Source organism: Marinobacter vulgaris (genome assembly GCF_003344045.1).
Classification (GTDB): domain Bacteria; phylum Pseudomonadota; class Gammaproteobacteria; order Pseudomonadales; family Oleiphilaceae; genus Marinobacter; species Marinobacter vulgaris.
Window position 1 is genome coordinate 322,765 of sequence record NZ_QFWX01000005.1, and the last position, 23,013, is coordinate 345,777.

At 58.7% G+C, this 23,013-nt stretch carries 21 protein-coding genes; 13 read left to right on the forward strand and 8 right to left on the reverse strand.

Features of this window, described 5'->3' with window-relative positions; all coding sequences use genetic code 11:
* Window positions 1-12: 12 nt before the first annotated feature.
* On the forward strand, window positions 13-363 hold the full coding sequence (locus DIT71_RS12920; RefSeq protein ID WP_114613627.1) for an FHA domain-containing protein: 351 nt from the start codon (window positions 13-15) through the stop codon (window positions 361-363).
* A 3-nt stretch (window positions 364-366) separates the two neighbouring features.
* Here DIT71_RS12920 and DIT71_RS12925 read toward each other — a convergent pair whose 3' ends face one another.
* The gene (locus tag DIT71_RS12925; RefSeq protein ID WP_114613628.1) at window positions 367-1,080 is read right to left on the reverse strand and encodes a glutamine amidotransferase; all 714 of its coding nucleotides are present in this window, start codon (window positions 1,078-1,080) and stop codon (window positions 367-369) included.
* A gap of 1 nt (window position 1,081) precedes the next feature.
* On the reverse strand, window positions 1,082-1,816 hold the full coding sequence (locus DIT71_RS12930) for a YebC/PmpR family DNA-binding transcriptional regulator (protein ID WP_114613629.1): 735 nt from the start codon (window positions 1,814-1,816) through the stop codon (window positions 1,082-1,084).
* A 213-nt stretch (window positions 1,817-2,029) separates the two neighbouring features.
* Between DIT71_RS12930 and DIT71_RS12935 the strand changes: the two genes are divergently transcribed.
* Entirely contained in the window at window positions 2,030-2,422 is a 393-nt protein-coding gene (locus tag DIT71_RS12935) for a tetratricopeptide repeat protein (RefSeq protein ID WP_244312017.1), read from the forward strand.
* A 4-nt stretch (window positions 2,423-2,426) separates the two neighbouring features.
* On the opposite strand, the gene DIT71_RS12940 is transcribed toward DIT71_RS12935, so the two are convergent.
* Entirely contained in the window at window positions 2,427-3,233 is an 807-nt protein-coding gene (locus DIT71_RS12940) for an oxygen-binding di-iron domain-containing protein (RefSeq protein ID WP_114613631.1), read from the reverse strand.
* A gap of 141 nt (window positions 3,234-3,374) precedes the next feature.
* Window positions 3,375-3,803 carry an SRPBCC family protein gene (locus DIT71_RS12945; protein WP_114613632.1) on the reverse strand — a complete coding sequence of 143 codons (429 nt, stop codon included), beginning with the start codon at window positions 3,801-3,803 and terminating at the stop codon, window positions 3,375-3,377.
* Window positions 3,804-3,943: 140 nt separating this feature from the next.
* On the opposite strand from DIT71_RS12945, the gene DIT71_RS12950 reads away from it, so the two are divergent.
* Genes DIT71_RS12950 through DIT71_RS12960 form a run of 3 tightly spaced genes read left to right on the forward strand, consistent with a single transcriptional unit; the run spans window position 3,944 to window position 7,292 of the window.
* On the forward strand, window positions 3,944-5,056 hold the full coding sequence (locus DIT71_RS12950; RefSeq protein WP_114613633.1) for an AI-2E family transporter: 1,113 nt from the start codon (window positions 3,944-3,946) through the stop codon (window positions 5,054-5,056).
* Between the two features lie 44 nt (window positions 5,057-5,100).
* Window positions 5,101-6,246 carry a zinc-binding dehydrogenase gene (locus tag DIT71_RS12955; RefSeq protein ID WP_114613634.1) on the forward strand — a complete coding sequence of 382 codons (1,146 nt, stop codon included), beginning with the start codon at window positions 5,101-5,103 and terminating at the stop codon, window positions 6,244-6,246.
* 2 nt (window positions 6,247-6,248) lie between these two features.
* Window positions 6,249-7,292 carry a proline racemase family protein gene (locus DIT71_RS12960; protein WP_114613635.1) on the forward strand — a complete coding sequence of 348 codons (1,044 nt, stop codon included), beginning with the start codon at window positions 6,249-6,251 and terminating at the stop codon, window positions 7,290-7,292.
* A 184-nt stretch (window positions 7,293-7,476) separates the two neighbouring features.
* Here the strand turns inward: DIT71_RS12960 and DIT71_RS12965 are convergent, their stop codons facing one another.
* Together DIT71_RS12965 and ilvG are read right to left on the reverse strand one after the other, a co-directional pair.
* The gene (locus DIT71_RS12965) at window positions 7,477-7,755 is read right to left on the reverse strand and encodes an ACT domain-containing protein (protein ID WP_114613636.1); all 279 of its coding nucleotides are present in this window, start codon (window positions 7,753-7,755) and stop codon (window positions 7,477-7,479) included.
* Window positions 7,752-9,452 (reverse strand): acetolactate synthase 2 catalytic subunit, encoded by a 1,701-nt coding sequence (gene ilvG / locus DIT71_RS12970; RefSeq protein WP_114613637.1) that lies wholly within the window; start codon window positions 9,450-9,452, stop codon window positions 7,752-7,754. Before ilvG ends, DIT71_RS12965 begins: the two co-directional genes overlap by 4 nt.
* A 324-nt stretch (window positions 9,453-9,776) precedes the next feature.
* On the opposite strand from ilvG, the gene DIT71_RS12975 reads away from it, so the two are divergent.
* The 3 genes from DIT71_RS12975 to DIT71_RS12985 all read left to right on the forward strand — a co-directional run bounded on the left by DIT71_RS12975 (window position 9,777) and on the right by DIT71_RS12985 (window position 14,880).
* Window positions 9,777-10,859, forward strand: a complete 1,083-nt coding sequence (locus DIT71_RS12975) for an efflux RND transporter periplasmic adaptor subunit (RefSeq protein ID WP_114613638.1) — start codon at window positions 9,777-9,779, stop codon at window positions 10,857-10,859.
* A 56-nt stretch (window positions 10,860-10,915) separates the two neighbouring features.
* On the forward strand, window positions 10,916-13,957 hold the full coding sequence (locus DIT71_RS12980; RefSeq protein WP_406565111.1) for an efflux RND transporter permease subunit: 3,042 nt from the start codon (window positions 10,916-10,918) through the stop codon (window positions 13,955-13,957).
* Between the two features lie 296 nt (window positions 13,958-14,253).
* Window positions 14,254-14,880: a methyltransferase family protein gene (locus DIT71_RS12985; RefSeq protein ID WP_114613640.1), complete on the forward strand. Its 627-nt coding sequence runs from the start codon at window positions 14,254-14,256 to the stop codon at window positions 14,878-14,880.
* A 21-nt stretch (window positions 14,881-14,901) separates the two neighbouring features.
* Here the strand turns inward: DIT71_RS12985 and djlA are convergent, their stop codons facing one another.
* On the reverse strand, window positions 14,902-15,672 hold the full coding sequence (gene djlA / locus DIT71_RS12990; RefSeq protein WP_114613641.1) for a co-chaperone DjlA: 771 nt from the start codon (window positions 15,670-15,672) through the stop codon (window positions 14,902-14,904).
* Window positions 15,673-15,729: 57 nt separating this feature from the next.
* Here djlA and alkB point away from each other — a divergent pair, with 57 nt between their 5' ends.
* The 3 genes from alkB (at window position 15,730) to DIT71_RS13005 (ending at window position 19,101) form a co-directional block, all read left to right on the forward strand.
* Complete coding sequence (gene alkB, locus DIT71_RS12995) at window positions 15,730-16,380, forward strand: DNA oxidative demethylase AlkB (RefSeq protein ID WP_114613726.1); 651 nt, start codon at window positions 15,730-15,732, stop codon at window positions 16,378-16,380.
* A gap of 182 nt (window positions 16,381-16,562) precedes the next feature.
* Window positions 16,563-17,642, forward strand: coding sequence for a patatin-like phospholipase family protein (locus tag DIT71_RS13000; protein ID WP_114613642.1), 1,080 nt, complete (start codon window positions 16,563-16,565; stop codon window positions 17,640-17,642).
* A 7-nt stretch (window positions 17,643-17,649) separates the two neighbouring features.
* Window positions 17,650-19,101: a GntP family permease gene (locus DIT71_RS13005; protein WP_114613643.1), complete on the forward strand. Its 1,452-nt coding sequence runs from the start codon at window positions 17,650-17,652 to the stop codon at window positions 19,099-19,101.
* 26 nt (window positions 19,102-19,127) lie between these two features.
* On the opposite strand, the gene DIT71_RS13010 is transcribed toward DIT71_RS13005, so the two are convergent.
* Window positions 19,128-20,408: an MgtC/SapB family protein gene (locus tag DIT71_RS13010; protein WP_114613644.1), complete on the reverse strand. Its 1,281-nt coding sequence runs from the start codon at window positions 20,406-20,408 to the stop codon at window positions 19,128-19,130.
* Window positions 20,409-20,548: 140 nt separating this feature from the next.
* On the opposite strand from DIT71_RS13010, the gene DIT71_RS13015 reads away from it, so the two are divergent.
* Both DIT71_RS13015 and nhaB read left to right on the forward strand, forming a co-directional pair.
* Complete coding sequence (locus DIT71_RS13015) at window positions 20,549-21,169, forward strand: LysE/ArgO family amino acid transporter (protein WP_114613645.1); 621 nt, start codon at window positions 20,549-20,551, stop codon at window positions 21,167-21,169.
* A gap of 319 nt (window positions 21,170-21,488) precedes the next feature.
* Entirely contained in the window at window positions 21,489-22,994 is a 1,506-nt protein-coding gene (gene nhaB, locus DIT71_RS13020; RefSeq protein ID WP_114613646.1) for a sodium/proton antiporter NhaB, read from the forward strand.
* Window positions 22,995-23,013 lie beyond the last annotated feature (19 nt).

The following is a 23,013-nucleotide window of genomic DNA, read 5'->3' on the forward strand; positions in this document are numbered from 1 at the left end:
TGGAGTCCTGATATGGCGTCACTTTCCCAACTGGTGGACAACGTCGTGGTCACTAGGTTTGAACTGGACCAGCCTGCGCTTCGTGTCGGCAGGGGTCCGGACAACGACATCCGGATCGACGAAATTTCCGTGAGTGGCCAGCATGCGGTCATTGAAGCGGTCCCCAACCCGTACCTGGAAAATACGATGGATTTCTACATTACCGACCGCGACAGCACCAACGGTACTTTTGTCAACGATATCCGGATCAGTGGCCGCCAGCGCCTCAATGCCAACGACCTGGTGCGGATTGCCTGGAACGAGTTCCGGTTTGTGGACGAAGACGAGAATGCGATGGAGAAAACCGCCTATATTCTCGACTAGGCGCTACCGGTTCATGACTATGCGGGAGAAACGGTCCAGCAGAGAGGAAGCTTCAGGCGCGCTGCTCACGCTTGCCAGCAGAGCGTCAGCATCAAGCCCCTCCTTCACAAGGTCCGGTGCCTGGACTTCAAGATAGGCCCGCATCACGTCTGTGGAAAACTCCGGATGAAACTGCACGCCCCAGGCGCATGGCCCCAGCCGGAAGGCCTGGTGGGGTTCGAACTCATTGTGGCCCAGAAGAACGGCGCTATCAGGAAGCCGCAGAACGGACTGGCGGTGAGTCAGTTGAGCCGGGAACTGTCGCGGCAGCCCTTTGAAAAGAGGGTCGTCCAATGCAGCATCCAGCAGTTCCACCGGATGGGTGCCGGTTTCCCGGCCGCGGGGATGATAACCCACCTCGCCACCCAGGGCATGGGCCAGCAGCTGATGGCCATAACACACCCCCAGTACCGGAACCTCGGCCCCGATGGCGTCGGCAAGCCAGCTGGCGGTCTGTTCGCTCCATGCTTCCCGGTCACTGACCATGGCCGGGGACCCGGTGATCACGATACCGTCCCAGTCCTCAGGTCGACCAGGAAGGTCGTCTACCGTCACATCCACAACGTCCACATTGAGCTCCGGCGCCAGGCGGGCGACGAACCAGTGGTCAAAATCCCCGAATGCGTCGCGCAGGGCAGGGTATGTGGTGCCGGTTTTCAGTACGACCACCCGTGGCAAGTTACTGCTCCTGTCCGTCTGCGATCACGGCATTGTGATAGACGTTCTGTACGTCATCCAGATCGTTCAGCATGTCCATGAATTTTTCGAACAGCTCAATGTCGTCGCCCTCAATGGTAGTGGTGGTCTGGGGCAGGAACTGGATCTCGTCCACCTCGAATTCCAGGCCCTCAAACGCCTCCTGCAGTGCCTGCCGGGCCTTGGCATATTCAGTGTGGGGCGCGAACACGGTAATCATCCCGTCTTCCTGCTCAATATCGGTGACATCCACGTCTGCCATCATCAGTGCTTCCAGTGCCGCCTCTTCATCGTCGCCCCGGAATCCGAATATGGCGCAGTGATCGAACATGTGGCTGACACTGCCCTGGGTGCCAATCTTGCATTTGGTTTTGGTAAAGGCGAGGCGGACGTCACCAAAAGTACGGTTAGGGTTGTCCGTCAGGCAATCCACGATGGCCATGCAGTTACCCGGCCCGAAACCCTCGTAGCGGGCCGCTGAGAAGTCCTCGCCGGCGCCACCCTGGGCTTTCTCGATGGCTTTTTCAATAACGTGGGCGGGCACCTGGTCTTTCTTGGCACGGTCGATCAGGCCGCGCAGTGTGAGGTTGCTGTCCGGGTCCGGGCCACCGGACTTGGCGCATACGTAGATTTCACGCCCGTATTTGCTATAGACCTTGGTTTTGGCGGCGGCCGTTTTGGCCATGGAGTCTTTGCGGTTCTGATAGGCTCTGCCCATTTCGCTGCCTCGATGTCGTTTCAAAAGTGCGGATTTTACTCGACAAAACAGACCGGTGACAGATTTATTTCCCGGTTGCCTGCTGCACCTAAAGTTGTAAATCTTTGCCACTTTAGGGTCAAAGACGCCATGTTTTCCAGATGATAGCGTGAGAGCATCCCCTAAGTCCCGGAGGTTTCCATGCCACGCCGATATGCTACCAGACGGATAGCCATGGCCGTGAGTTTACTGATAGTGCTGTCGCCCTCAGTGCAGGGCGACGAGGCGGACCACCAACTGGGCGTCGCGCGTGAAATGGTCAAGGTGCTTGAAGCCTATGCTGTCTACAAGATGGGGCAGTACGATCTGGCTTTCGAGCGTTACCAGGCTCTGGCCGAATCGGGCAGTCATCAGGGCATGTACAACCTGGCGAACATGTACGCTGCGGGACGGGGTGTCGCCCAGAGCGACGCCAAGGCATTCGAGTGGTATCTGAGAGCGGCCGAATCCGGCGACAGACTGAGTATGGAGGAAGTCGCAAGAGCCTACGCCGAGGGTATCGGCACCGTACCTGACCCGACCCAGGCCGACTATTGGCATGCCATGGCGGAGGGGAAAGCTCCGTGAACCGCTATGCAGAAAGATAGTCCACCGGTCGCCGGTAATTTTCCTGGCTGACCAGGTCAATGCCGCAGTCAACGCTGGATACCCAGTTCAGGAACTGATCCACCATTGCCGGGCCTTCAAAGCGTTTACCATGCTGAGGCACGATGGCACTGACCTCCATCTGCCGCACCATATTGGCCCACAACTCACAGACCTTCCGTGACGCAATGTAGCGGCGGTGGAAGCCGATCATGTTGGGTATGTGTTTGTCGAAGTCTGTTACCGGCTTGTGGTCATCCTCGCCACCCATGGACGCTCCCAGGTCACCCGAAAACAGGATCTTCGAGACCGGATCATAGAACTGCAGGTTACCGACCGAATGCATGAAATGGGCTGGCAGGCACTGGATATACGACTCCCCGAAGGGCACGTTGATGCCGCCATCCGGCACGCTCAGGATGCGGTCATAGACGCTTCCGCTGAGTTGCCCGGTTACATAGCCGGACACCAGGTGCGGCAGGAAACGGGCCCAAAGGCGGGAGGTGACGATCTTGGCGCGGGTATGAACGATCCAGCGGTCAATAGCACCGATAATGTCCGGATCCTGGTGGGAAGCAAACACATAGTCCATGTCGCGGATGTTCATGTACCGTGAAGCGGCAACCGACAGCGGGGTGTAGGTCAGGTCGCCACCCGGGTCAATCAATGCTTCGTGTTTGCCGTCAACGACCAGAAACTGGTTGGACTGCACGCCCTCGCCGGTTACCAGTGAATCGAACATCAGGCACTTGTGATGCCCGTTATCAAACAGAACGATGGGTTCCGCTGCCATTCTTGTCTCCCGGAAGGCTGACTATCCGGCCGGGATGGCCGAATACTGCAAAATTTGCGGGAGAGTACAAAATTGGAAGGGGCGGCCTTTTGCGTCAGGTCAATAAACTGATATCAATCAAGTAATGTTTTGCAACCGCGCTCAGGCCAGCCGCGGAACGCGCCGAATACCCCTGCGGATCCCCCGATCCAGAGCCGAGCTCAGCCATTTGCCCGTGTAGGGGACAACATCCTCGAAGGTGATGGTGTACAGAACCCGGGTTCTGTCACCGGCGGCATCCGCGAAGCGGATCCTGCCAAGGTGGTTGCGAATGGGGCTCATGCTGGAAATGGTGTACTCAATGAGCGAGCCCGGCTCAAAGGTGATCACTGTCTCCCTGATGCTGATGGGTCCAAGCCCGATTTTGCGAATGGAACCAACACCGTTCGGGTCGGCCTGGTCGCTGTCGCGAATGCGCTTTACCGGAGCGCCAAGCAGTTTTCCGAAGCGTTCATGATCTGCAAAAAGGGCAAACACCCGGCTTCGCGGCACATCAAAGGTTTCGTCAATTTCGATGGTATAGGTTGCCATAGCTGCACTCTTGAGAGACTGTTCCAAACAGAGTATCCGGTTATGTGCTACAACAAAAGTCGCAGGGCACAGGTGACCGGGCTCTGGCCCGAAAACGGACAACCACAACCCACTCAGACAGCAAAGGCACCCTGACCTGCATGGATGACGAAAACCAGAAAAACCAACCGACTGACGATCCGGGATCCGCCAAACCGGCCCGGTCAGACCTTGCTACACCCCTCAATGGCCTGTTTGCCCTGGGCATTCTTTACACTCTCTATCTTGCCCATCAGATTGTCCTTCCGATTGTACTGGCTATTCTGACCAGCCTGCTGCTGTTCCCCCTGGTAAGGAAAGCCTATGAAAAAGCCGGCATTCCCAGGGCGCTCAGTGCGCTGGTGCTGGTGATTCTTGTCCTTGCCGGCCTCGTCGGTATCGGAGTCGCCGTTGCCACGCCGGCACTTGAGTGGGCGCAAAAGGCGCCGCAGGGCATCTCCCGTTTGCTGGTGGGCGAGAGCGATCTCAAAAGTCAGATCGACAGGGTCAGTGAATCCGCCAGGAAGGTGGAGGAGTCAATGGACGAACTCTCGGAAGACGAGGGGGCGCAGGAGCCCACCAATACAGTGGTTCTTCAAACCGACTCATGGCGCAACCAGTTGATGACCAAAGCCCGCAACGGCGCCGCCGGCCTTGCCCTTGCGCTGGCACTGACCTACTTCCTGCTGGTGGGTGGCGACCGCATCATCCAGAATTTCGTGCGCCAGCTGCCCAGGGGGCAGCGCCGGAACGTTCTCCACATCGCCCGGGATTCCCAGCAGCAGATCGCCCAGTTTCTGGGCGTACTCAGCCTCAGCAACCTTATCATTGGTATCACCACCGGCCTGGTCTGCTGGGCCGTGGGTCTGCCGGATCCGGTGGTATGGGGACTGCTGGCAGGGCTGGCGAGATTCATCCCCTACCTGGGCGTGATCCTCACCATCGGCCTGCTGACCATTGTCTCCGCCACCAGCCTGGATAGTCCCTGGATGATGGCTATAGCACCGGTTGGTTACCTGGCCCTGACCGCCACCGTCGGTTTTTTTATCGAGCCCTGGATCCATGGTTTCCGCATGGCGATCAACCCCGTGATTATCTTCGTATCGATTTTCTTCTGGGGCTGGCTATGGGGCCCTGTCGGCGTTCTCATGGCAGTGCCACTGATGACTGTCATTCAGGTAATCCTGAAACAGATACCGCGGCTGCGCCCCATCTATAACGTCATTGCGCGCTAATGCTATCCTGACTGCATATCCTCCAAAAAAGGAGCAGAAAGCCCATGATCCCGAAGACCATGAAAGCGATGCTGCTCACCGGCCACGGTGGCATTGAAAAACTGGAATACACCCAGGACGTTCCCACTCCCGAACCGGATGCGGGGGAGGTTCTCGTGCGGGTAACCGCTACCGCCAAAAACAACACCGATCGCAAGGCCCGTGAAGGCCTTTATCCCACCAAGGAAAAGGGCGAGGTCACCTCTTTCCAGATGGGTGGCTCAGCCACGCTGACTTTCCCCCGCATTCAGGGCGCGGACGTCGTTGGCCATGTCGTCGCTGTGGGTGAGGGTGTTGACGAGGCGCGGATTGGGCAGCGCGGCCTGCTGGATTTCAACCTGTACGCTGACGACCGCCGGGATATCAACCTTACACCGGACTACTACGGTCATGGTGCTGACGGTGGGTTTGCCGAGTACATCGCCGTTCCCTCCGACCAGTTCCATCATGTCGACAATACCGACCTTGCGGATGCCGAGCTTGCGTCCATGGGCATGTGCTCCTACCAGACCGCCTTGCACATGCTCACCTCTGCAAGGGTGAAGGCGGGTGAACACATACTGGTTACCGGCGCCAGCGGCGGTGTTGGCACCGCCCTTATCCAGCTGTGCCGGATCATGGGTGCGATTCCCTATGCGCTGAGCCAGCAGGACAAGGCAGAGGCGCTACTGAAACTCGGAGCTGCAGCGGTACTGGATCGGTCGGACATGACCAGCTTCACCGACAAGGTGCGCGCGGTGACCGGTGGTCGGCCCATTGATGCGGTGATGGATCTGGCCGGTGGCGATATGACCGACCAGTTTATCGACACCATGATCTTCGACATGAACAGCCGCGACGACTATCCCCGCTTAAGCATTGCCGGTGCCAGCGCGGGCAATGTCAGCGAAATCATGTGGACCCGGATCTATCTCTATCAGGTTCAGGTTTTCGGAGTGTCACATGGTACCCGGGAAGAAGCGGAGCAACTGGTCGCTTGGATTCGCAGCGGCCAGCTGAAACCGGTGTTGCACGCCGCTTTCAGACTCTCCGAGTTGCACCAAGCGGAACGCTACTTCGTCAACCGCAACAGCAACTATCTGGGCAAGATCGTGATTGTCCCCGACGCCCAGTGGGCGGAGCATGGCGCCCCTTTTGCCCTGGAGAAGTAACGATGCCCCCTGAGCTCAATCTGCAACTTATGGATACCCATGCCGGCGGTGATGTAAGCCGAATTGTCACTGGCGGTATCGTCAAACTTCCGGGAGCCACCGTACGGGCCCAGATGGAATACCTCCGCGACGAGGCCGACGGCTTGCGCCGGCTTCTGCTGGAAGAGCCTTACGGCATCCCCGAGATGTCCGTTGACCTTCTGGTGGCGCCTACGGACCCGGAGGCGGTTGCCGGGTACATCATTATGGAGGTCATGGGGTATCCGATTTACTCGGGCTCCAACACCATTTGCACGGCTACGGCGGTACTTGAAGCCGGCATCGTACCCAAACGCGAGGGCTTGCAAAGCTTCGCGCTCGAGGCCCCTGCAGGCCTTGTCCACATCGATGCCCTCGTGCGTGACGGTGTCGTGGAGGCGATCACCTGTGGAGGGCTTCCCAGCTACATCGATACCTACAAAACAAGCATTCACGTTCCCTCCATTGGCGATGTTACCTACAGTGTGGCCTACAGCGGCGGCTTTTACGCCATGGTGGATGCCACCAGCCTGGGGTTCTCACTGACTCTCGACGAGGAAAGAAAGCTCAGCGAATGTGCCTACCATATTATTGAGGCCATTCAGGCGGAACGGGGTTTTTCCCATTACATACTGGGAGATGTAGGGCCGATGCCATTCCTTCATTTCATGGGACCGGTGGAGCAGCGGTCTGACCATTCCTACCGCTCCCGCTCGGCCACCTACGTGCACCCGGGCGTGATCTGCCGCAGCACCACGGGCACCGGAACCTCGGCCCGGCTGGCGCTAATGAACTACGAAGGCACAATCCAGCCGGGTGACCGCCTGGAAACTGTCTCCCTGCGGGAAACCGGTTTTATCGGTGAGTTCACAGGTGTTCGCCAGGAAGGAGACCACCAGGTGGTGGAGAACACCATTACCGGCAGGAGCTACGTGCTGAGCCGGGGAGACATCATCGTGAACTGTGACGACCCGTTGGTAGACTGTGGCGGACTCACCCACATTCTGACCAGTGCCCATCCGGAGTGACCGCTTAGCGCCTGCCATTTCGTGGTCTGATGGCTTTGGGGCGGGCTTGCGTGGTGACATCTGTATTTTTTTGAAAAAGAACTCGCTTCGCTCAGACATCTTTTTCTGGCAAAAAATCCAGATGCCACCCCCCTATCCGCCCGCAAACCGGCAGGCTGCGAAAAGGAGGGCAATCCGAAACGCCTCAGGCAGTCTGAACCTGAACACCCGAAGCCTGCCCGGGAGTGACCTCCGCCACTGTGTGCAGCTTCTCCAGTTGCGACTGGAGCATGGAAATCGGACGGGTGCCTTCTAGGGTCAGGGCGATATCAATGTGATCCCCAGCGGACTCGACCGCCATTCTCGCGATGCGGAAGCCGCGAACACGGATCACCTGGCACAGGCGCTCCAGGGCGGCGGCTTCCCGGGACATGCGGCAGTTGAGGGTGTAGCTCGGCATTGAGATGTATGTTTGCGAGGTCATGCGATGTGCTCCTTGCTGGCAGGGCTGGTGCGTCGGGTTTCGTCGATCATGTCGCGGTTGCTGGCGCCGGGTTTGACGATAGGCCAGACGTTTTCTTCCCGGCTGATGGCGACGTGCAACAGCATCGGGCCGTTGAAGGCGAGGATGGTCTCGATGCCGCGGCGGATCTGGTCGGTGCGTTCGATGTACAACGCCGGGATGTCGAAGGCGCGCGCCATGGCCACGAAGTCCGGGTTGTCATCCAGGCTTATCTGGCTTTCCCGGTTGTTGTAGAACAGCTCCTGCTGCTGGCGCACCATGCCCAGGCACTGGTTATCCATGACGATGAGTTTTAGCGGCAGGTTGTAGCGTCGGATGGTGGCCAGTTCCTGGGCGTTCATCATGAACGAGCCATCGCCGGTGACATTGATGACCGTGCTCTGACGGTCGGCGAACTGGGCCCCGATCGCGGCCGGCAGGCCGAAGCCCATGGTGCCCAAACCGCCACTGGTGAGGTGGTGACGCGGGTGATCGAATTGGTAGTGCTGGGCGACCCACATCTGGTGCTGGCCGACGTCGCAGGCAATAACGGTGTCGTCCGGGGCGATCCGCGATAGCTGTCGTATGAAAGCGGGGCCGGTGATAGGGGCGAGGGGTTCTTCATTGTCGGCCGCTTGGAAGCCGCCCATGGTGTGCCAGTTGCGGCACTGTGTCTGCCATTCGCTGATGGCCAGTGGTCTGTGTACCAAAGCGTCGGTCAGGGCCGTCAGGATGTCGTTCAGATCTCCGCGGATGGCGAGGTCGGCCGGGCGCAGTTTGTTGATTTCAGCAGCATCGGCATCGATGTGAATCATTCTGGCGTTGGGGGCGAAGCCGTCCAGTCTGCCGGTGGCGCGGTCGTCCAGCCGGGCGCCGATGACCAGTAACAGGTCGCACTCGTCAACGGCCCTGTTGGCGGCGCGGGAGCCGTGCATGCCAAGCATGCCGAGATTCCAGGGGTTGTGTTTGCCGGGGTTCCCGATGCCCTTGAGGGTAACCACAGCCGGCAACGTGGAGGACTCGGCAAATACCCGGAACTGGTCCTCGGCATTGGCCAGGCTGACACCGCCTCCGCTGTAGAGCAGTGGCTTGCGGGCGGCTCGCAGCATGGCCAGCGCCTGGGTCAGTTCCGGGTGGCTGTTTTCCTCTGGTTCCGGTGCGGGGAAGGGCGCATCGGCAACCTCGGCAAGCAGAAGATCCTTCGGGATATCAATCCACACCGGGCCCGGTCGACCACTCCGGGCGAGTGCCATGGCCTCTGCCATGATGGCGGGCAGGGTATTCGCGTCATCAATCAGATAGCTGTGTTTGACGATGCCCAGGGTCATGCCCAGTACGTCGGTTTCCTGGAAAGCGTCGGTACCGATCAGGCCGGAGGGGACCTGGCCGGTGATCACCAGCATGGGGATGGAATCCCGGTGGGCGTTGGCAACACCGGTAATCAGGTTGGTAGCACCGGGGCCAGAGGTGGCAATGCAAACTCCAAGCTTGCCACTGGCGCGGGCGTAACCGTCTGCGGCAAGGGCGCAGCCCTGTTCGTGGCGGCACAGCACGTGTTCCACACCCACATCATCCACCAGCGCGTCGTATAGCGGCATGATACAGCCGCCGGGATAACCGAATACCGTGCTGATGTTGTGGCGGTGGAAGGCTTGAAGAATGTGTTGTGCGCCGTTCATGGTCGTTTTCCCTTTTCCTGCTGCAAAAAAAAGCCCCCGGGACCTTTCGGTGCCGGGGGCTTCTCGTGTCTTGTCAGGTTGTTGCTATCTCACCCGCTTGTCCACGCAAAAGCCCCCGGACGGTACCACGACCACCAGGACTAGCTTTACGAGAACGACGACTGCGTTGAGGTTCATAAAATCAGGATCGGCTCTGAATCTGTGAGACATTTATGTGTAGAATCTACCCCACGGAAATAACCGGATGCAACCGTTTTCTGGCTGTTTTTCAGACATGCACCCGGGTGCAAACCGACATCATCCGTTTCAATCTGTGAGCAGGCAATGACCAAAGCAAAACTGGGATCCATCGGCCTGTCCTTTCTGGTACTGGTTTTACTGGTTATCTGGATGGCCACCGGAGAGGTCAAGGAAGCCCGCGAAGAGGCGCCGGAAACTTCGCCTGAGGAAAAGGCCGTTGCGCCCTCGGTACAGGTGGATACGCTGCAGGCAAGGCTCTACGCACCGGCACTGATGGTGCAGGGTCAACTGGAGCCCTGGCGGGCCGTGGTCATAGGCGCGCGAGCTTCAGGCACCGTGGATGAGCTGATGGTGGAGCAGGGCGACAGGATCAACGAGGGGGATGTTCTGTTACGGCTGTCCGAGGATGGTCGCGGTACAGCGGTGGAACAGTGGCAATCCCGCATCCGTAAACTGGAGGCGGATCTTGCCGCCGCCCAGCAGCTCCGTGCCCGCGATCTCGCCTCCGAATCCGAATTGCTGACCCTGCAGAGTGAACTCTCCGCTGCCAAAGCCGAACTGGCACGGGCACGGCTGGTGATGGACAATCTGACCCCGCGTGCCCCCTTCGACGGTACGGTCAATCGACGCGACGTGGATCTTGGTGACCTGGTTCAGGTGGGCTCGCCATTGCTTGAGCTGGTCCGGATAGATCGCCTGAAAGCAACCGGCCAGATTCCACAGCAGTCCGTGGGCAATGTAAAGGAGGGCCAGCCGGTTTCGATCGGTACCCTGGATGGTGAAACGCTGGAAGGCCGGGTGAGTTTCGTGGCCAGCGCCGCAGACCGGGAAACCCGCAGTTTTGCCGTGGAAGTGACGGTGGAAAATCCTGAACGCAAGCGGGTGGCGGGTGGAAGCGCAACGCTCAGGATCTCGCTGCCGGAGGTCAGGGCCATGTTTATCTCGCCGGCCTATCTGAGCCTTGGTGACGATGGCCGTCCCGGCGTCCGCTATGTGGGCGAAAACAACCAGGTGGTGTTCACCACCGTCAAGTTGCTGAATGTCACCACAGACGGGGCCTGGGTGACCGGCCTGCCGGAAGAAATCCGTCTGATCACACGGGGGGCCGGATTCGTGTCCATCGGGCAGCAGGTACGCCCGGTCAATCGTGATGCGGACCGGGGCTGACCGACATGCGAACCCTGATATTCGCAGCCCTCGACCGCAGCCGCACCACGCTCCTGATGCTGCTCTTCCTGATCCTGGGAGGCATCGCTGCCTTTCAGGCCCTGCCCAAGGAAGCCAACCCGGACGTCACCATTCCAATGATCTATGTCTCCATGACCCTCGAAGGCATCAGCCCCGAGGATGCTGAGCGACTGCTTATCCGGCCCATGGAGCAGGAGTTGCGCTCTCTTGAAGGCATCAAGGAAATGCGGGGCACCGCATCCGAGGGGCATGCGTCGGTAATGCTGGAGTTCGACGCCGGCTTCGATCCGGACATGGCGCTTCAGGATGTGCGGGAGAAAGTTGATACCGCCCGCAGCAAGCTGCCCCGGGAGGCAGACGAGCCGCGGGTCAACGAGATCAACGTGGCGCTGTTCCCGGTGATGTCTGTCGGCCTCTCCGGACCGCTTTCGGAGCGTGAGCTGGTGACCATTGCCCGCCGGTTGCAGGATGCCATCGAGGGGATTCCGGAAGTGCTGGAAGTGGATATTGGCGGTGACCGGGAAGACCTGCTGGAGGTTGTGGTGGATCCCCAGGTGCTGGAAAGCTACGGCATCGATTTTGACCAGTTGGCGTCACTGGTGAGCCGCAACAACCAGCTGGTGGCCGCAGGCAGTCTGGATACCGGCGCCGGGCGCATGACCATGAAGGTGCCTGGTGTGATCGAGTCGGTAGAGGATGTCATGTCCATGCCCATCAAAGTGGATGGCGATACCGTGGTCACCTTCGGGGACGTGGCCATGCTCCAGCGTACCTTCAAGGACCCCACAGGTTACGCCCGGATCAACGGAGAGCCGGCGCTGGTGCTGGAAATCTCCAAGCGTGCCGGCGCCAACATTATTGAAACCGTTGGTCAGGTGAAAGAATTGATCAGTGCGGCAGAGTCGGAGTTGCCGGAAGAACTCGACGTCCGTTACATCATGGACCAGTCCGGTGACGTGCGGGACATCCTCAGTGACCTGCTCAACAACGTTCTCACCGCCATTGTACTGGTGATTATCCTGATCATTGCCGCCATGGGCCCCCGCTCGGCCCTGTTGGTCGGGCTGACCATCCCGGGAGCCTTCCTTACCGCCATGCTGGTGATATGGGGGATGGGGCTGACGCTCAATATTGTCGTTCTGTTCAGCCTGATTCTGGTAGCGGGCATGCTGGTGGACGGGGCGATTGTGGTGTCGGAGCTGGCAGACCGGAATCTCTCCGAGGGCCAGAGTGTGAAGTCCGCATGGGGCGAGGCGGCCAGCCGCATGGCCTGGCCCATTATCGCCTCCACCGCGACCACCCTGGCGGTGTTTGTCCCCTTGTTGTTCTGGCCCGGCGTGGTGGGGGAGTTCATGAAATTCCTTCCGATTACGGTCATCATCTGCCTGACCGCGTCGCTGGCGATGGCGCTGGTGTTTCTGCCGGTTCTCGGGAGTATCAGCGGTGGCAGGCGCAAGCGCCAGGCGTCACCAGACGGGCGCATAACCGGGCTGTACCGGAACCTGCTGGGCCGCTTGCTGGTGATGCCGGGGCTTACGCTGCTGGGTGTATTGGTTGTGGTTGTGGTGATTTACGTGGCATACGGCAAGTTCAACCACGGCGTGGAATTCTTTCCCGATGTCGAGCCCGATTCAGCGCAGGTCCAGGTGAGGGCGCGGGGTGATCTCTCCGTGCAAGAGCGGGATGCCATTGTGCGGGAAGTTGAGCAGCGGCTGCAGGGGCTGCCGGAAGTGAAAGCCCTGTATGCCCGCTCCATGGTCAGCGCCGGCAACCAGATGGCACCGGACGTTATCGGCGTGCTTCAGTTCCAGTTTACCGACTGGTTCGAGCGCCGCTCCGCCTCCCGGATTCTCGAGGACTTCCGCGAGCGCACGGCGGATATTCCCGGTATTGAACTGGAATTTCGCAAGCAGGAGGGAGGACCGGCCGGCGGCAAACCCATCGAACTCATGGTCAGCGGTCTCGACAGTAACAGGCTTGATCAGTATGTCGGCCTTATCCAGGATCGTATGGCAACGATCGGCGGCTTCGTCGATGTCGAAGATGACCGCAGCCTGCCGGGCATCGAGTGGCGCCTGAACGTGGACCGGGCGTCCGCCGCCCGTTTCGGTTCCGATGTGCTGAGTGTGGGCAGCGCCGTGCGGCTCATCACCAACGGCCTGGTGCTGGCAACCTATCGCCCCGAGGATGTGCGCGATGAGGTGGATATCGCGGTACGGGTACCCAACAACTGGCGCGAGCTGGATCAGTTCCAGCGCCAGACCATCCATACCCAACGCGGGCAGGTCCCGCTCTCGGAGTTTGTGGCGCTGGAGCCGGGAGACAAGACGGGAAGCATCGTGCGGGTGGATGGGCAGCGGACCGTGACCATCAAGTCGGATGTGGAGCCCGGGCGCACGGTCGACGAATTGTTGAAAACCCTGCAGCAGGAAATGCCGGAAACCCCGGAGGGTATATCCGTTCGTTTTGCCGGTGAAAATGAAGATCAGCAGCAGGCGTCCAACTTTCTCGCCTCCGCCTTTATGGTGGCTATTGCGCTGATGCTGCTGATCCTGGTTACCCAGTTCAACTCCCTGTACCAGACCCTGCTGATTCTGTCGGCCATTGTGCTCTCCACTGCGGGGGTACTGCTGGGTCTGCTGCTCAACGGGCAGTCCTTCGGCATCGTGATGGTGGGCATGGGCATTATTGCCCTGGCAGGCATTGTGGTGAACAACAACATCATTCTCATCGACACCTATAACCAGATGCGGAAAAGCGGCACGGAAGCCTTCGAGGCCGCGCTGGAAACCGGTTGCCTGCGTTTCCGCCCGGTACTGTTGACCGCCATCACCACGATTCTGGGACTGATGCCGATGGTGCTGGGGGTGAACGTGGACCTGGTGACGCCGTCCCTGGGGCTGGGTGCGCCCTCAACCCAGTGGTGGACCCAGCTCTCCAGTGCCATCGCCGGCGGGTTGGCGTTTGCCACCATACTGACGTTGTTGCTGACACCGGCAATGCTGGTTCTGGGCGACAAAACCGGGTGTAAACTCAAAGAGGTTCGCTACCGGCTGGCTAAAAAATGGTCGACATGAAGGGTGTTAACAGGAAGCGCTTTGTGAAAGTTCACAAAGGCATCCGTATCCTGCATAGGCTCTGGCTTTCTGTTGTGAACGGGGGCGGCGCGTCGCTGTATTCTGACCCATATACTGGCATCGGCCTCGGGTCCTGTCCAACGCCTGGCCTGATGGGCTGTCGCGACTTTCCCGCCAGGCTTTCCGTTGCGTTGTTTGCAGTGTTGTTGCGCAGAAAAACTGGAAATGCGGTTTCCAGTCGCAGCGACAGGCGATAAGCTGGTTAAGGATAACAATCATCTCAGATAGTGAATTCAATGGTATTCCTGGATAGTTTCGACGCATTTGCCGAGCCACTGGTCCGTTATTTTCTCGGTATTTTCTTCCTGATGATCGGTGTGCAGTTCGCCAGCCGCAGCCTCGGCCTTCATGCAAGGATGGGGTTTTCGTTTATCAACTATGGCAGGCGGGCATCTGCCGGCTGGTGGCACCGGCATGTGTTCAATGTGTTCCGTGCCCTGATCCTGCTGGCGGTTGTGGCGCGAATCTTTGTAGACATCGACCCCTGGCTGGGGGTGCTTGACTCACTGTATTATGGTCCGGTTCTGGTAACCGGGATGCTGTTGCTGCTGGTGTCGTTCAGCCTGGTCAACTACCTTCAGGCTTATATGCATGACGACTGGCGCACAGGGGTGGATCCCAACCAGAACCGTCATCTGCTCACGGGTGGCCCGTTCAGTCGCAGCCGTAATCCCGTGTTTATGGCAATAATGCTCGGCCAGTTTGGCTTTTTCCTGGCCCTGCCTTCGGTGTTTTCTCTGGTATGTCTGATTGCCGGTGTGACCGTTCTGCTGCGCCAGGCGAGGGTAGAGGAGAAGGCACTCGCGGATATCTTCGGAGACGCCTACGAGGCGTATCGCAGGCGAGTGCCGCGCTGGCTCTGAGCCAGTTCTTTACGGGTAGGGCTATTTACGGGCTTCCTTGATGACATCGTAGGCGTGGCTGATCTCCCGCGTGCGCTCTTCCGCCATTTCCCGCATGCTCTCCGGCATGCCACGTCCAGCCAGTTTGTCCGGATGGTTTTCACTCATCAATTTGCGATAGGCTTTCTTGAGTTCCGCATCACTTGCTGAGGGTGAAACTCCCAGAACCTTGTAGGCATCGTCCAGCTGGCTTGCGGAAGAGGCCTGGCCAGTAGCGCCCGACTGACCTTTATGGGCGCCACGCAACATCGCCTCCAACTGGTCTACCTGGGTCTCGGGCAGCCCCAGGCCGCGGGCAATGCGCAATAGCATCTCGTGTTCAGCGGGATGCACTACGCCATCGGCCGCAACGGCAGACACCTGAACCTGCAGGAACATCTGTAGCAGCGAAGGCTGACGACCGCTTACTCTCAGGAAATGCTGCAATTCGGCGTCCAGGTCGAAATCGTCGGCCTTGCCGCGGTTGAAGGCGGCCTTGGCGCGTTCCCGATGTTCACCAGAGAGACGGAAACGGTCGAACATCGCTTCTGCAACCCGGATCTCGTCGCGGGTAACGACGCCATCGGCCTTGCACAGGGCGCCCATCACTGCGAATACGGACTCCAGAAAATCCGTCTGTACATTACGCAGTTTCTGAAACAGGCGGCTCTTGATATAACGAGTGAGCATCGCACCCGCAACAGCACCAATCAGTAATCCGGGAAAACGGCCAAACAGGTAGCCGATCAAACCGCCGATAAACAGGCCGAACATGTGAGTGTCCTTTTCAAGTGTGTAAAACTGCGCAAAGTATACGGGGGTGAAAACAGCATGACCATGGACCTTTTTGACCAATCACCTGAAGAACCCTGGGCTGAGCCTATCTGCGAGGGGGCCCTGGTGCTTCGCCGGTTTGCCAGCACCTGCGACGCCGGATTGCTGAAAGCTATCGAGCAAGTGGCGAGCCAAGCACCGTTCCGGCACATGCAAACGCCGGGTGGCCATACCATGTCGGTAGCCATGACCTGTTGTGGTGACTGGGGATGGGTCACCGATACAAAGGGATATCGCTATCAACACCAGGACCCGGTCTCCGGGGTCCCGTGGCCAGCCATACCGGAAACATTTCGTAGCCTGGCAATCGAAGCTGCTGCAAAGGCAGGTTACGCCGACTTTGATCCGGACGCCTGCCTGATTAACCGGTATCTGCCTGGCGCAAAAATGGGGCTTCATCAGGACAAGGACGAATCGGATTTCAGTCAGCCCATCGTTTCAGTCTCTCTGGGCTCTCCTATTGTGTTTCAGTTCGGCGGACACCGGCGCAGTGAACGCCCGCAGAAGGTTCCTCTGGAGCACGGCGATGTGGTGGTCTGGGGTGGGTCATCACGTCTCCGGTATCATGGGGTTCTGACTCTCAAATCGCCGGAGCACCCTCTGACCGGAGCCTGTCGGTATAACCTGACGTTTCGTCGCGCTGGTTAGGGCCCCTTTTCGGCCTCGGTTCTTGTTCATGGTATTAATCGAGTGCCCGAGGCACTTTCCGACAACTGCCTTAAGAAGGCATGATTAGTCAGTAACAGATGTGGGAGACTGTAGAGCGGGGTGTCGAATGGCGTGCGGCTCAGGGCTGCGTAGCCGCTGGCGTCCGTTGTCTGGGAGGACTGATGGCGAAAACCGATTGTAAGAAGATCGATCTGGCTTTGCAGGGAGGTGGCTCTCATGGAGCTTTGACCTGGGGGGTCCTGGATCGGCTACTCGAAGATGAGCGTTTGGAGATCGACGGTATCAGCGGCACCAGCGCCGGCGCAATGAATGCGGTAGTGGTGGCTGATGGGATGCACCGTGGTGGCCGTGACGGCGCTCGCGAGGCTTTGCATACATTCTGGAGCGCGGTGGCCCGTGCCGGTCGTTTTTCGCCCATTCAGCGCGGGATCTGGGACCGGCTGATGGGCAACGACAGTCTGGACCATTCGCTGAGCTACCTGTTTTTCGAAAACCTCACGCAACTGATTTCACCCTCCAGACTCAACCCTCTCAAGATCAACCCTTTGCGCAAAATGGTCGAGGCCCAGGTGGATTTCGAAAGGGTCAATGCCTGCCGTAAGCTGAAGGTTTTCGTAACTGCAACCAATGTGCGTACTGGCCGCGCGCGCATCTTCAGGCAACCGGAGCTATCGGTCGATATGGTAATGGCTTCGGCCTGTCTGCCATTCATGTTCGAGGCAGTGGAAATTGACGGCGAGGCGTACTGGGATGGCGGCTACAGCGGCAACCCGGCGCTGTACCCGCTGGTGGACGATCAGGACTGTCGCGATCTGGTTGTGGTCCAGATCAATCCGTTGCTGCGCAAAAAGTTGCCGGTCAGTGCGCGCGAGATTCTCAACCGGGTCAATGAAATCACCTTCAATTCCAGCCTGATCAAGGAACTACGTTCGATTCACCTGCTGCACGAGTTGATTGAATCGGAAGGGCTGGAGCTTGAGAGCTACCGGGCCATGCGCCTGCACTTGATCCATGCCGAGCATGAAGTCGAAAAGATGAGCGCCTCGAGCAAGATGAACACCGAATGGCGCTTTTTGCAGCGATTGCACAAGCAGGGTCGACGCTGGGCGGATCAGTGGCTGAACGATAACTTCGATGCGATTGGTGATCACTCCACCTTCGACCTGGACATGCTGTTTCAGGACGCGATTCGGCCCGTTGGGAAGGTTGATCACGCTCAGGCCGGAAAGAGGAGAGGCTAACACGTAAATGGCTGGTATTGTCACGATTATCATAGTACTCGCATTGCTGATGTACCTTGCCTATCGCGGTATAAGTCTGTTGATTCTGGCGCCAGCGCTGGCCGCCATCCTGGCGCTTGTATCTGCCGAGGCACCGGTGTTGGCCAGTTACACGCAGGTGTTCATGGGCGCTGCCGGAAACTTTGTGGTGCACTATTTTCCGTTGTTCCTGCTGGGTGCCATCTTTGGCAAACTGATGGAGGACTCAGGCAGTGCCGAGGTACTTGCCCAGGCGATCGTCGCTCGGCTTGGTGATGCGCAGGCGATTCTGGCCGTTGTTATGTCCTGCGCAGTGATGACCTACGGCGGTGTTTCGCTGTTCGTTGTGGCATTTGCCGTTTATCCCATTGCCGCCTCGCTGTTCCGTCAGGCAGATCTGCCCAAGCGACTGATTCCCGCCACCATCGCATTGGGCGCATTCACCTTTACCATGACGGCGCTGCCTGGCACGCCTGCCATTCAGAATGCGATTCCCATGCCGTTTTTCGGCACTTCACCCTTTGCGGCTCCCGGTCTGGGTGTGCTGACTGGGCTGATGATGCTGGTACTTGGCCAGCTCTGGCTCAATAATCGGGCACGCACGGCTCGTGCCGCTGGTGAAGGTTATGGCAACCACAACCTCGACAGCCCTGCAGTCAATACGCACCTGCGCGAGCACAGCGCGGGTGAAGGCTTCGACCTGGCAGAGGTGCGGCAGCAGGCCGTGCCGGACAGGATGCCGACCTTGCCCCTGGCGATTCTACCGATCGTGCTGGTGATTTTTCTGAACCTGTTATTGACCAGTTGGGTGATTCCATCCATGGATACCGACTATCTGGCGCAGCCGCAATACGGTGCGACAACGATCGACTCGGTGCGCGGTGTCTGGTCGATCATTGCCGCACTGACTCTGTCAATCCTGGTGCTTATCGCGACTAACTGGAAAAGGCTGCCAAAGCTCACGAGCACAGTGGATAGCGGAGCCAACGCATCATTGCTGCCGATCTTCAATACCGCAAGCCTGGTCGGTTTTGGCGCGGTAGTGGCATCGTTGACGGCCTTCGACATCATCAGCGATTCGGTGACCGCATGGGGCGGCGACAATCCGTTAATCTCGCTGGCGATCGCGGTCAACCTGCTGGCCGGCATGACGGGTTCGGCCTCCGGTGGCATGAGTATCGCGCTGGCCACGCTTGGCGAGACCTACGTCGCCATGGGCCAGGCCGCAGGGATCTCACCAGAGTTGATGCACCGGGTTACGGCCGTTGCCACAGGCGGGCTTGATGCCTTACCGCACAATGGTGCGGTAATTACCTTGCTGGCAATATGCGGACTCACGCATCGGGAGTCGTACCTTGATATCGCCGTGGTGGCCGTGCTGGTACCCATCATATCTCTGGTGTTCCTGATTACCGTGGGTACGCTTTTCGGCACATTCTGACCCTCCGGCGGACACGATAACCGGCCTTACTGCAGCCAGGCGACCGCCAGCCCGGCGACCAGGGACAGTATCATGGGACCCGCGACCCGGACTCCCAGCTCTTTCCGGCCGATGGCACCGGCAATGCCGGATTTCACCAGGTTATTGGTGGCTGCCGCAATCACGATGCCGATCACCGCCGTTTGCAGACCAATGGAGTCCTCGGACATTCGTGTCAGGGACAGGGTGATGGCGTCTACGTCTGCAACACCGGAAGTGGCTGCCAGCACGAAGATGCCCAGGTCGCCCAGCCATTTCTGCAGGAATTCTCCCAACAGGAGAATAATCACCAGTAACAGTCCGAACACCAGAGCGGATTTCAGGTCCAGCGGGTTCTGGGTGAGTTCCGGCCGGCTTACTTCCAGCTGTCGCTGATTGCGTTTCCAGATAACGAAAGCCGGCACATACAGTAACAGTGTCATCACCGCTACCGGCCATACCAGCCTGGGTAACAGCGCAGGGTTAATCAGTGCACAGTAGATCAGGATTCGGGGGAACATGGTGCCGCAGGCGATGAGGATGCCGCTGGCAAACTGGGGGCTGACTTCCGGTGAAGCCTTGGATTGTCTTGCGTAGTGGAGTGTCAGAGCAGTTGAGGAACTCAGCCCTGCGAACAGGCTGGTAAACAGAATACCCTTGCTCGTGCCAGCCAGCCGGATGGCAAAGTAGCCGACGAATGACACCGACGCAATCAGGACCACCATCCACCAGATTTCCCGGGGATTGAGAACGCCACCGGGGCCCAGGTCCTGACTGGGTAGCAGTGGCAGCATTACCACCGAAATCACCAGCAATTTCAGCGCCGCATCCAGCTCGTGCGCCTGGAGTTTGTCGACCAGCCCGTGGATTTCCTTTTTGTTGTCCAGAATCAGCGCAGTGACCACGGCAGCACCGGTGGCGATGGCCGGATCCACGGCCACGGCAATTGCGCCATAACAGAAGGTAAGCACGATGCCGATGGTGCCGGTGATGCTGAAGTTGCGGATATGGGTAAGGCGCTCACTGAAAGCCACCAGGGCAATAGCCACCACGCTGACCAGTAATACTGGAAATGCCCACTCGGTCACTTCCTTGGCAAGAAGCGCGGCAACGCCCCCCAGCAGGCCAATCAGAGCGAAGGTGCGAATACCGGCAATACGTTCACCCGATTCCTGTTTTCTTGCGTCCCAACCACGTTCCAGCCCGATGATGCCGCCCAGCAAAAGGGCAATCGCCAGGTTCAGGGTGGTCTGGTTGTCGACGATAAACTGACTGGTCACTTCATCCATGGAGCAGTAGGTTCTCCGGTTTTGCGGCTTCTGGAATGTTTGCTGGCTATTGCATACCAGTGAGAGGGTGGCAATATAAGATTCTGATTTTTAAGTATAGCTGGGCCCCGTAAAGCTTTCAGCTTATTCGGGAGAACGACATGCTGACAAGTTACCTGACCGGGCTGATCGTTTGTGGCGGGATTATCATCGCCATCGGGGCGCAGAATGCCTATATCCTGGGCCAGGCGATCCGCCGGGAATACCACTGGCATTGCGCGGGCATCTGCATGACCGCAGACATTCTGCTGTTCACGGCCGGTATGTTCGGCGTGAATGCGGCGTTAATGGCAGTACCGGAAGCGCTGGATGTTCTGCGCTGGCTGGGGGTGGTGTTCCTGGGCTGGCTGGCACTGGCAGCGTTCTACAAAGTGGCCACCGGGAGGAAAGGGCTGGGTGCGGATGCATCGGCGGCCACCAGCCTTCGGGTGGTGGTACTGACCACCCTGGCGGTCACCTTGCTGAATCCGCAGGTCTACCTGGATACCCTGTTACTGATTCCCGCCATCGGCGCACAGCAGGAGAGCCCGGCCGTGTTCGTTGCTGGAGCCAGCAGCGCCTCGGTATTGTGGTTCGGCCTGCTGGCCTTTGGCGGTGCAGCACTGTCGCCCTGGCTGGCCAGCCCCATGGCATGGCGTTTTATTGACGGGGCTATTGGTTCGATGATGGCGGTGATTGCCTTTCACCTTGCCAGTAATGGTTTGTCTGGCCCCGCTGTGTGACAGGCCAGCCGGGCTAGCGTGCGCATTCGATGCAATAGAGCACCATGCTCTGTCGCCAGTGTATTTTGTTTAGGCCCCTAAGAAAATTTTGGTGTTGGTTACTTTCCCGGGGCCTTTCTGGTAAGCTTCGCCGCCTTTATTTCACAGTCTATGAATTTACGCTAATGAACGCCTTCGCGACCTTCCCGACGATCACTCCACCCTAGCGCTCTGCGCGCCCTCCAGGTTAATTCCTTGAGCCAATAGCCTGTATTCGCTTCCGGCGACTACCACGCTACTTATTGTCTCCGAGTTTTCGTCCCCAGTCGTTCGGTTTCCCATGCCCAAAACAGTGATGTCAGGTTTCACCCACAATTTTCTCGGCAATGCCCCGGTCTGGTACAAACAGGTTATTGTCCTGTTTCTGATCGTCAACCCCCTGGTTGTCTGGTTGCTTGGCCCGGCGACGGCTGGCTGGTTTCTGGTGGGTGAGTTTATCTTCACCCTTGCCATGGCGCTGAAATGTTACCCGCTGTTGCCCGGTGGCCTGCTGGCAGTTGAGGCGCTGCTGATCGGGCTGGCAACGCCGGAGGCGGTGTATCACGAAGTACTGATCAACCTGCCAGTCATTTTGCTGCTGATGTTCATGGTCGCCGGCATCTATTTCATGAAAGAGCTGTTGCTGGTGACTTTCACCCAGATCCTGGTGGGGGTGCGATCAAAGTCGGCGCTATCCCTGCTGTTCTGTGCTGCGGCCGCGCTACTCTCCGCCTTTCTGGATGCATTGACGGTCACCGCCGTCATCATCAGCGTGGCAGTGGGCTTCTATTCGGTCTACCACAAAGTAGCTTCCGGGAAGGGTTACCACCACGCCAGTCACAATGCCCAGAGCGACGAGCACGTGGTGGAACTGCACCGCGAAGACCTGGAGCAATTTCGCGCCTTTCTCCGCAGCCTGCTGATGCATGGCGCGATCGGAACCGCACTGGGGGGCGTTGCGACCATGGTAGGGGAGCCCCAGAATTTGCTGATAGCAAAAGTGGTGGGCTGGAACTTTGCCGAGTTTTTCCAGCGTATGGCACCTATCAGCCTGCCGGTTCTGGGCGCTGGCCTGTTCACCTGCTGGTGCCTGGAGAAGCTGCGCTGGTTTGGCTACGGGGCGCGGCTGCCCAAACCGGTTCGGCGGGTGCTGGAAGATTTCGCGGACACCGAGCGTGAAAAGCGCACCAAGGCGGATCAGGCAGCCCTGTGGGTACAGTCCATGGCTGCTGTGGTGCTGGTGATCGGGCTGGCGTTCCATATTGCGGAAGTGGGGTTGATCGGGCTGTTGGTGATCATCCTTATTACCTCGTTCACCGGGGTGACGGACGAACACCAGATTGGCAAGGCATTTCAGGAATCCCTGCCTTTCACCTCGCTGCTGGTCGTGTTCTTTGCCGTGGTGGCGGTGATTCACGAGCAGCACCTGTTCAAACCGGTGATCGACTTTGTGCTGGCACAGCCGGAGGCGCAGCAGCCGGCGCTGTTCTTCGTGGCAAACGGGCTGCTGTCGATGATCAGCGACAATGTCTTTGTTGCCACTGTTTACATCAGCGAAATCAAACAGGCGCTGGATGCGGGCGTGATATCCCGCGCGCACTTCCAGGATTTGGCTGTAGCCATCAACACCGGCACCAACCTGCCCAGCGTTGCGACGCCCAATGGCCAGGCAGCGTTCCTGTTCCTGCTGACATCCGCTATTGCACCACTGGTGCGGCTCTCCTACGGCCGCATGGTAATTATGGCTTTCCCTTACACCGTCGTCCTCGGATCCGTTGGTCTGCTGGCGGTCATCAACTTTCTGTAGATTCTCTCCGTTGAATCAA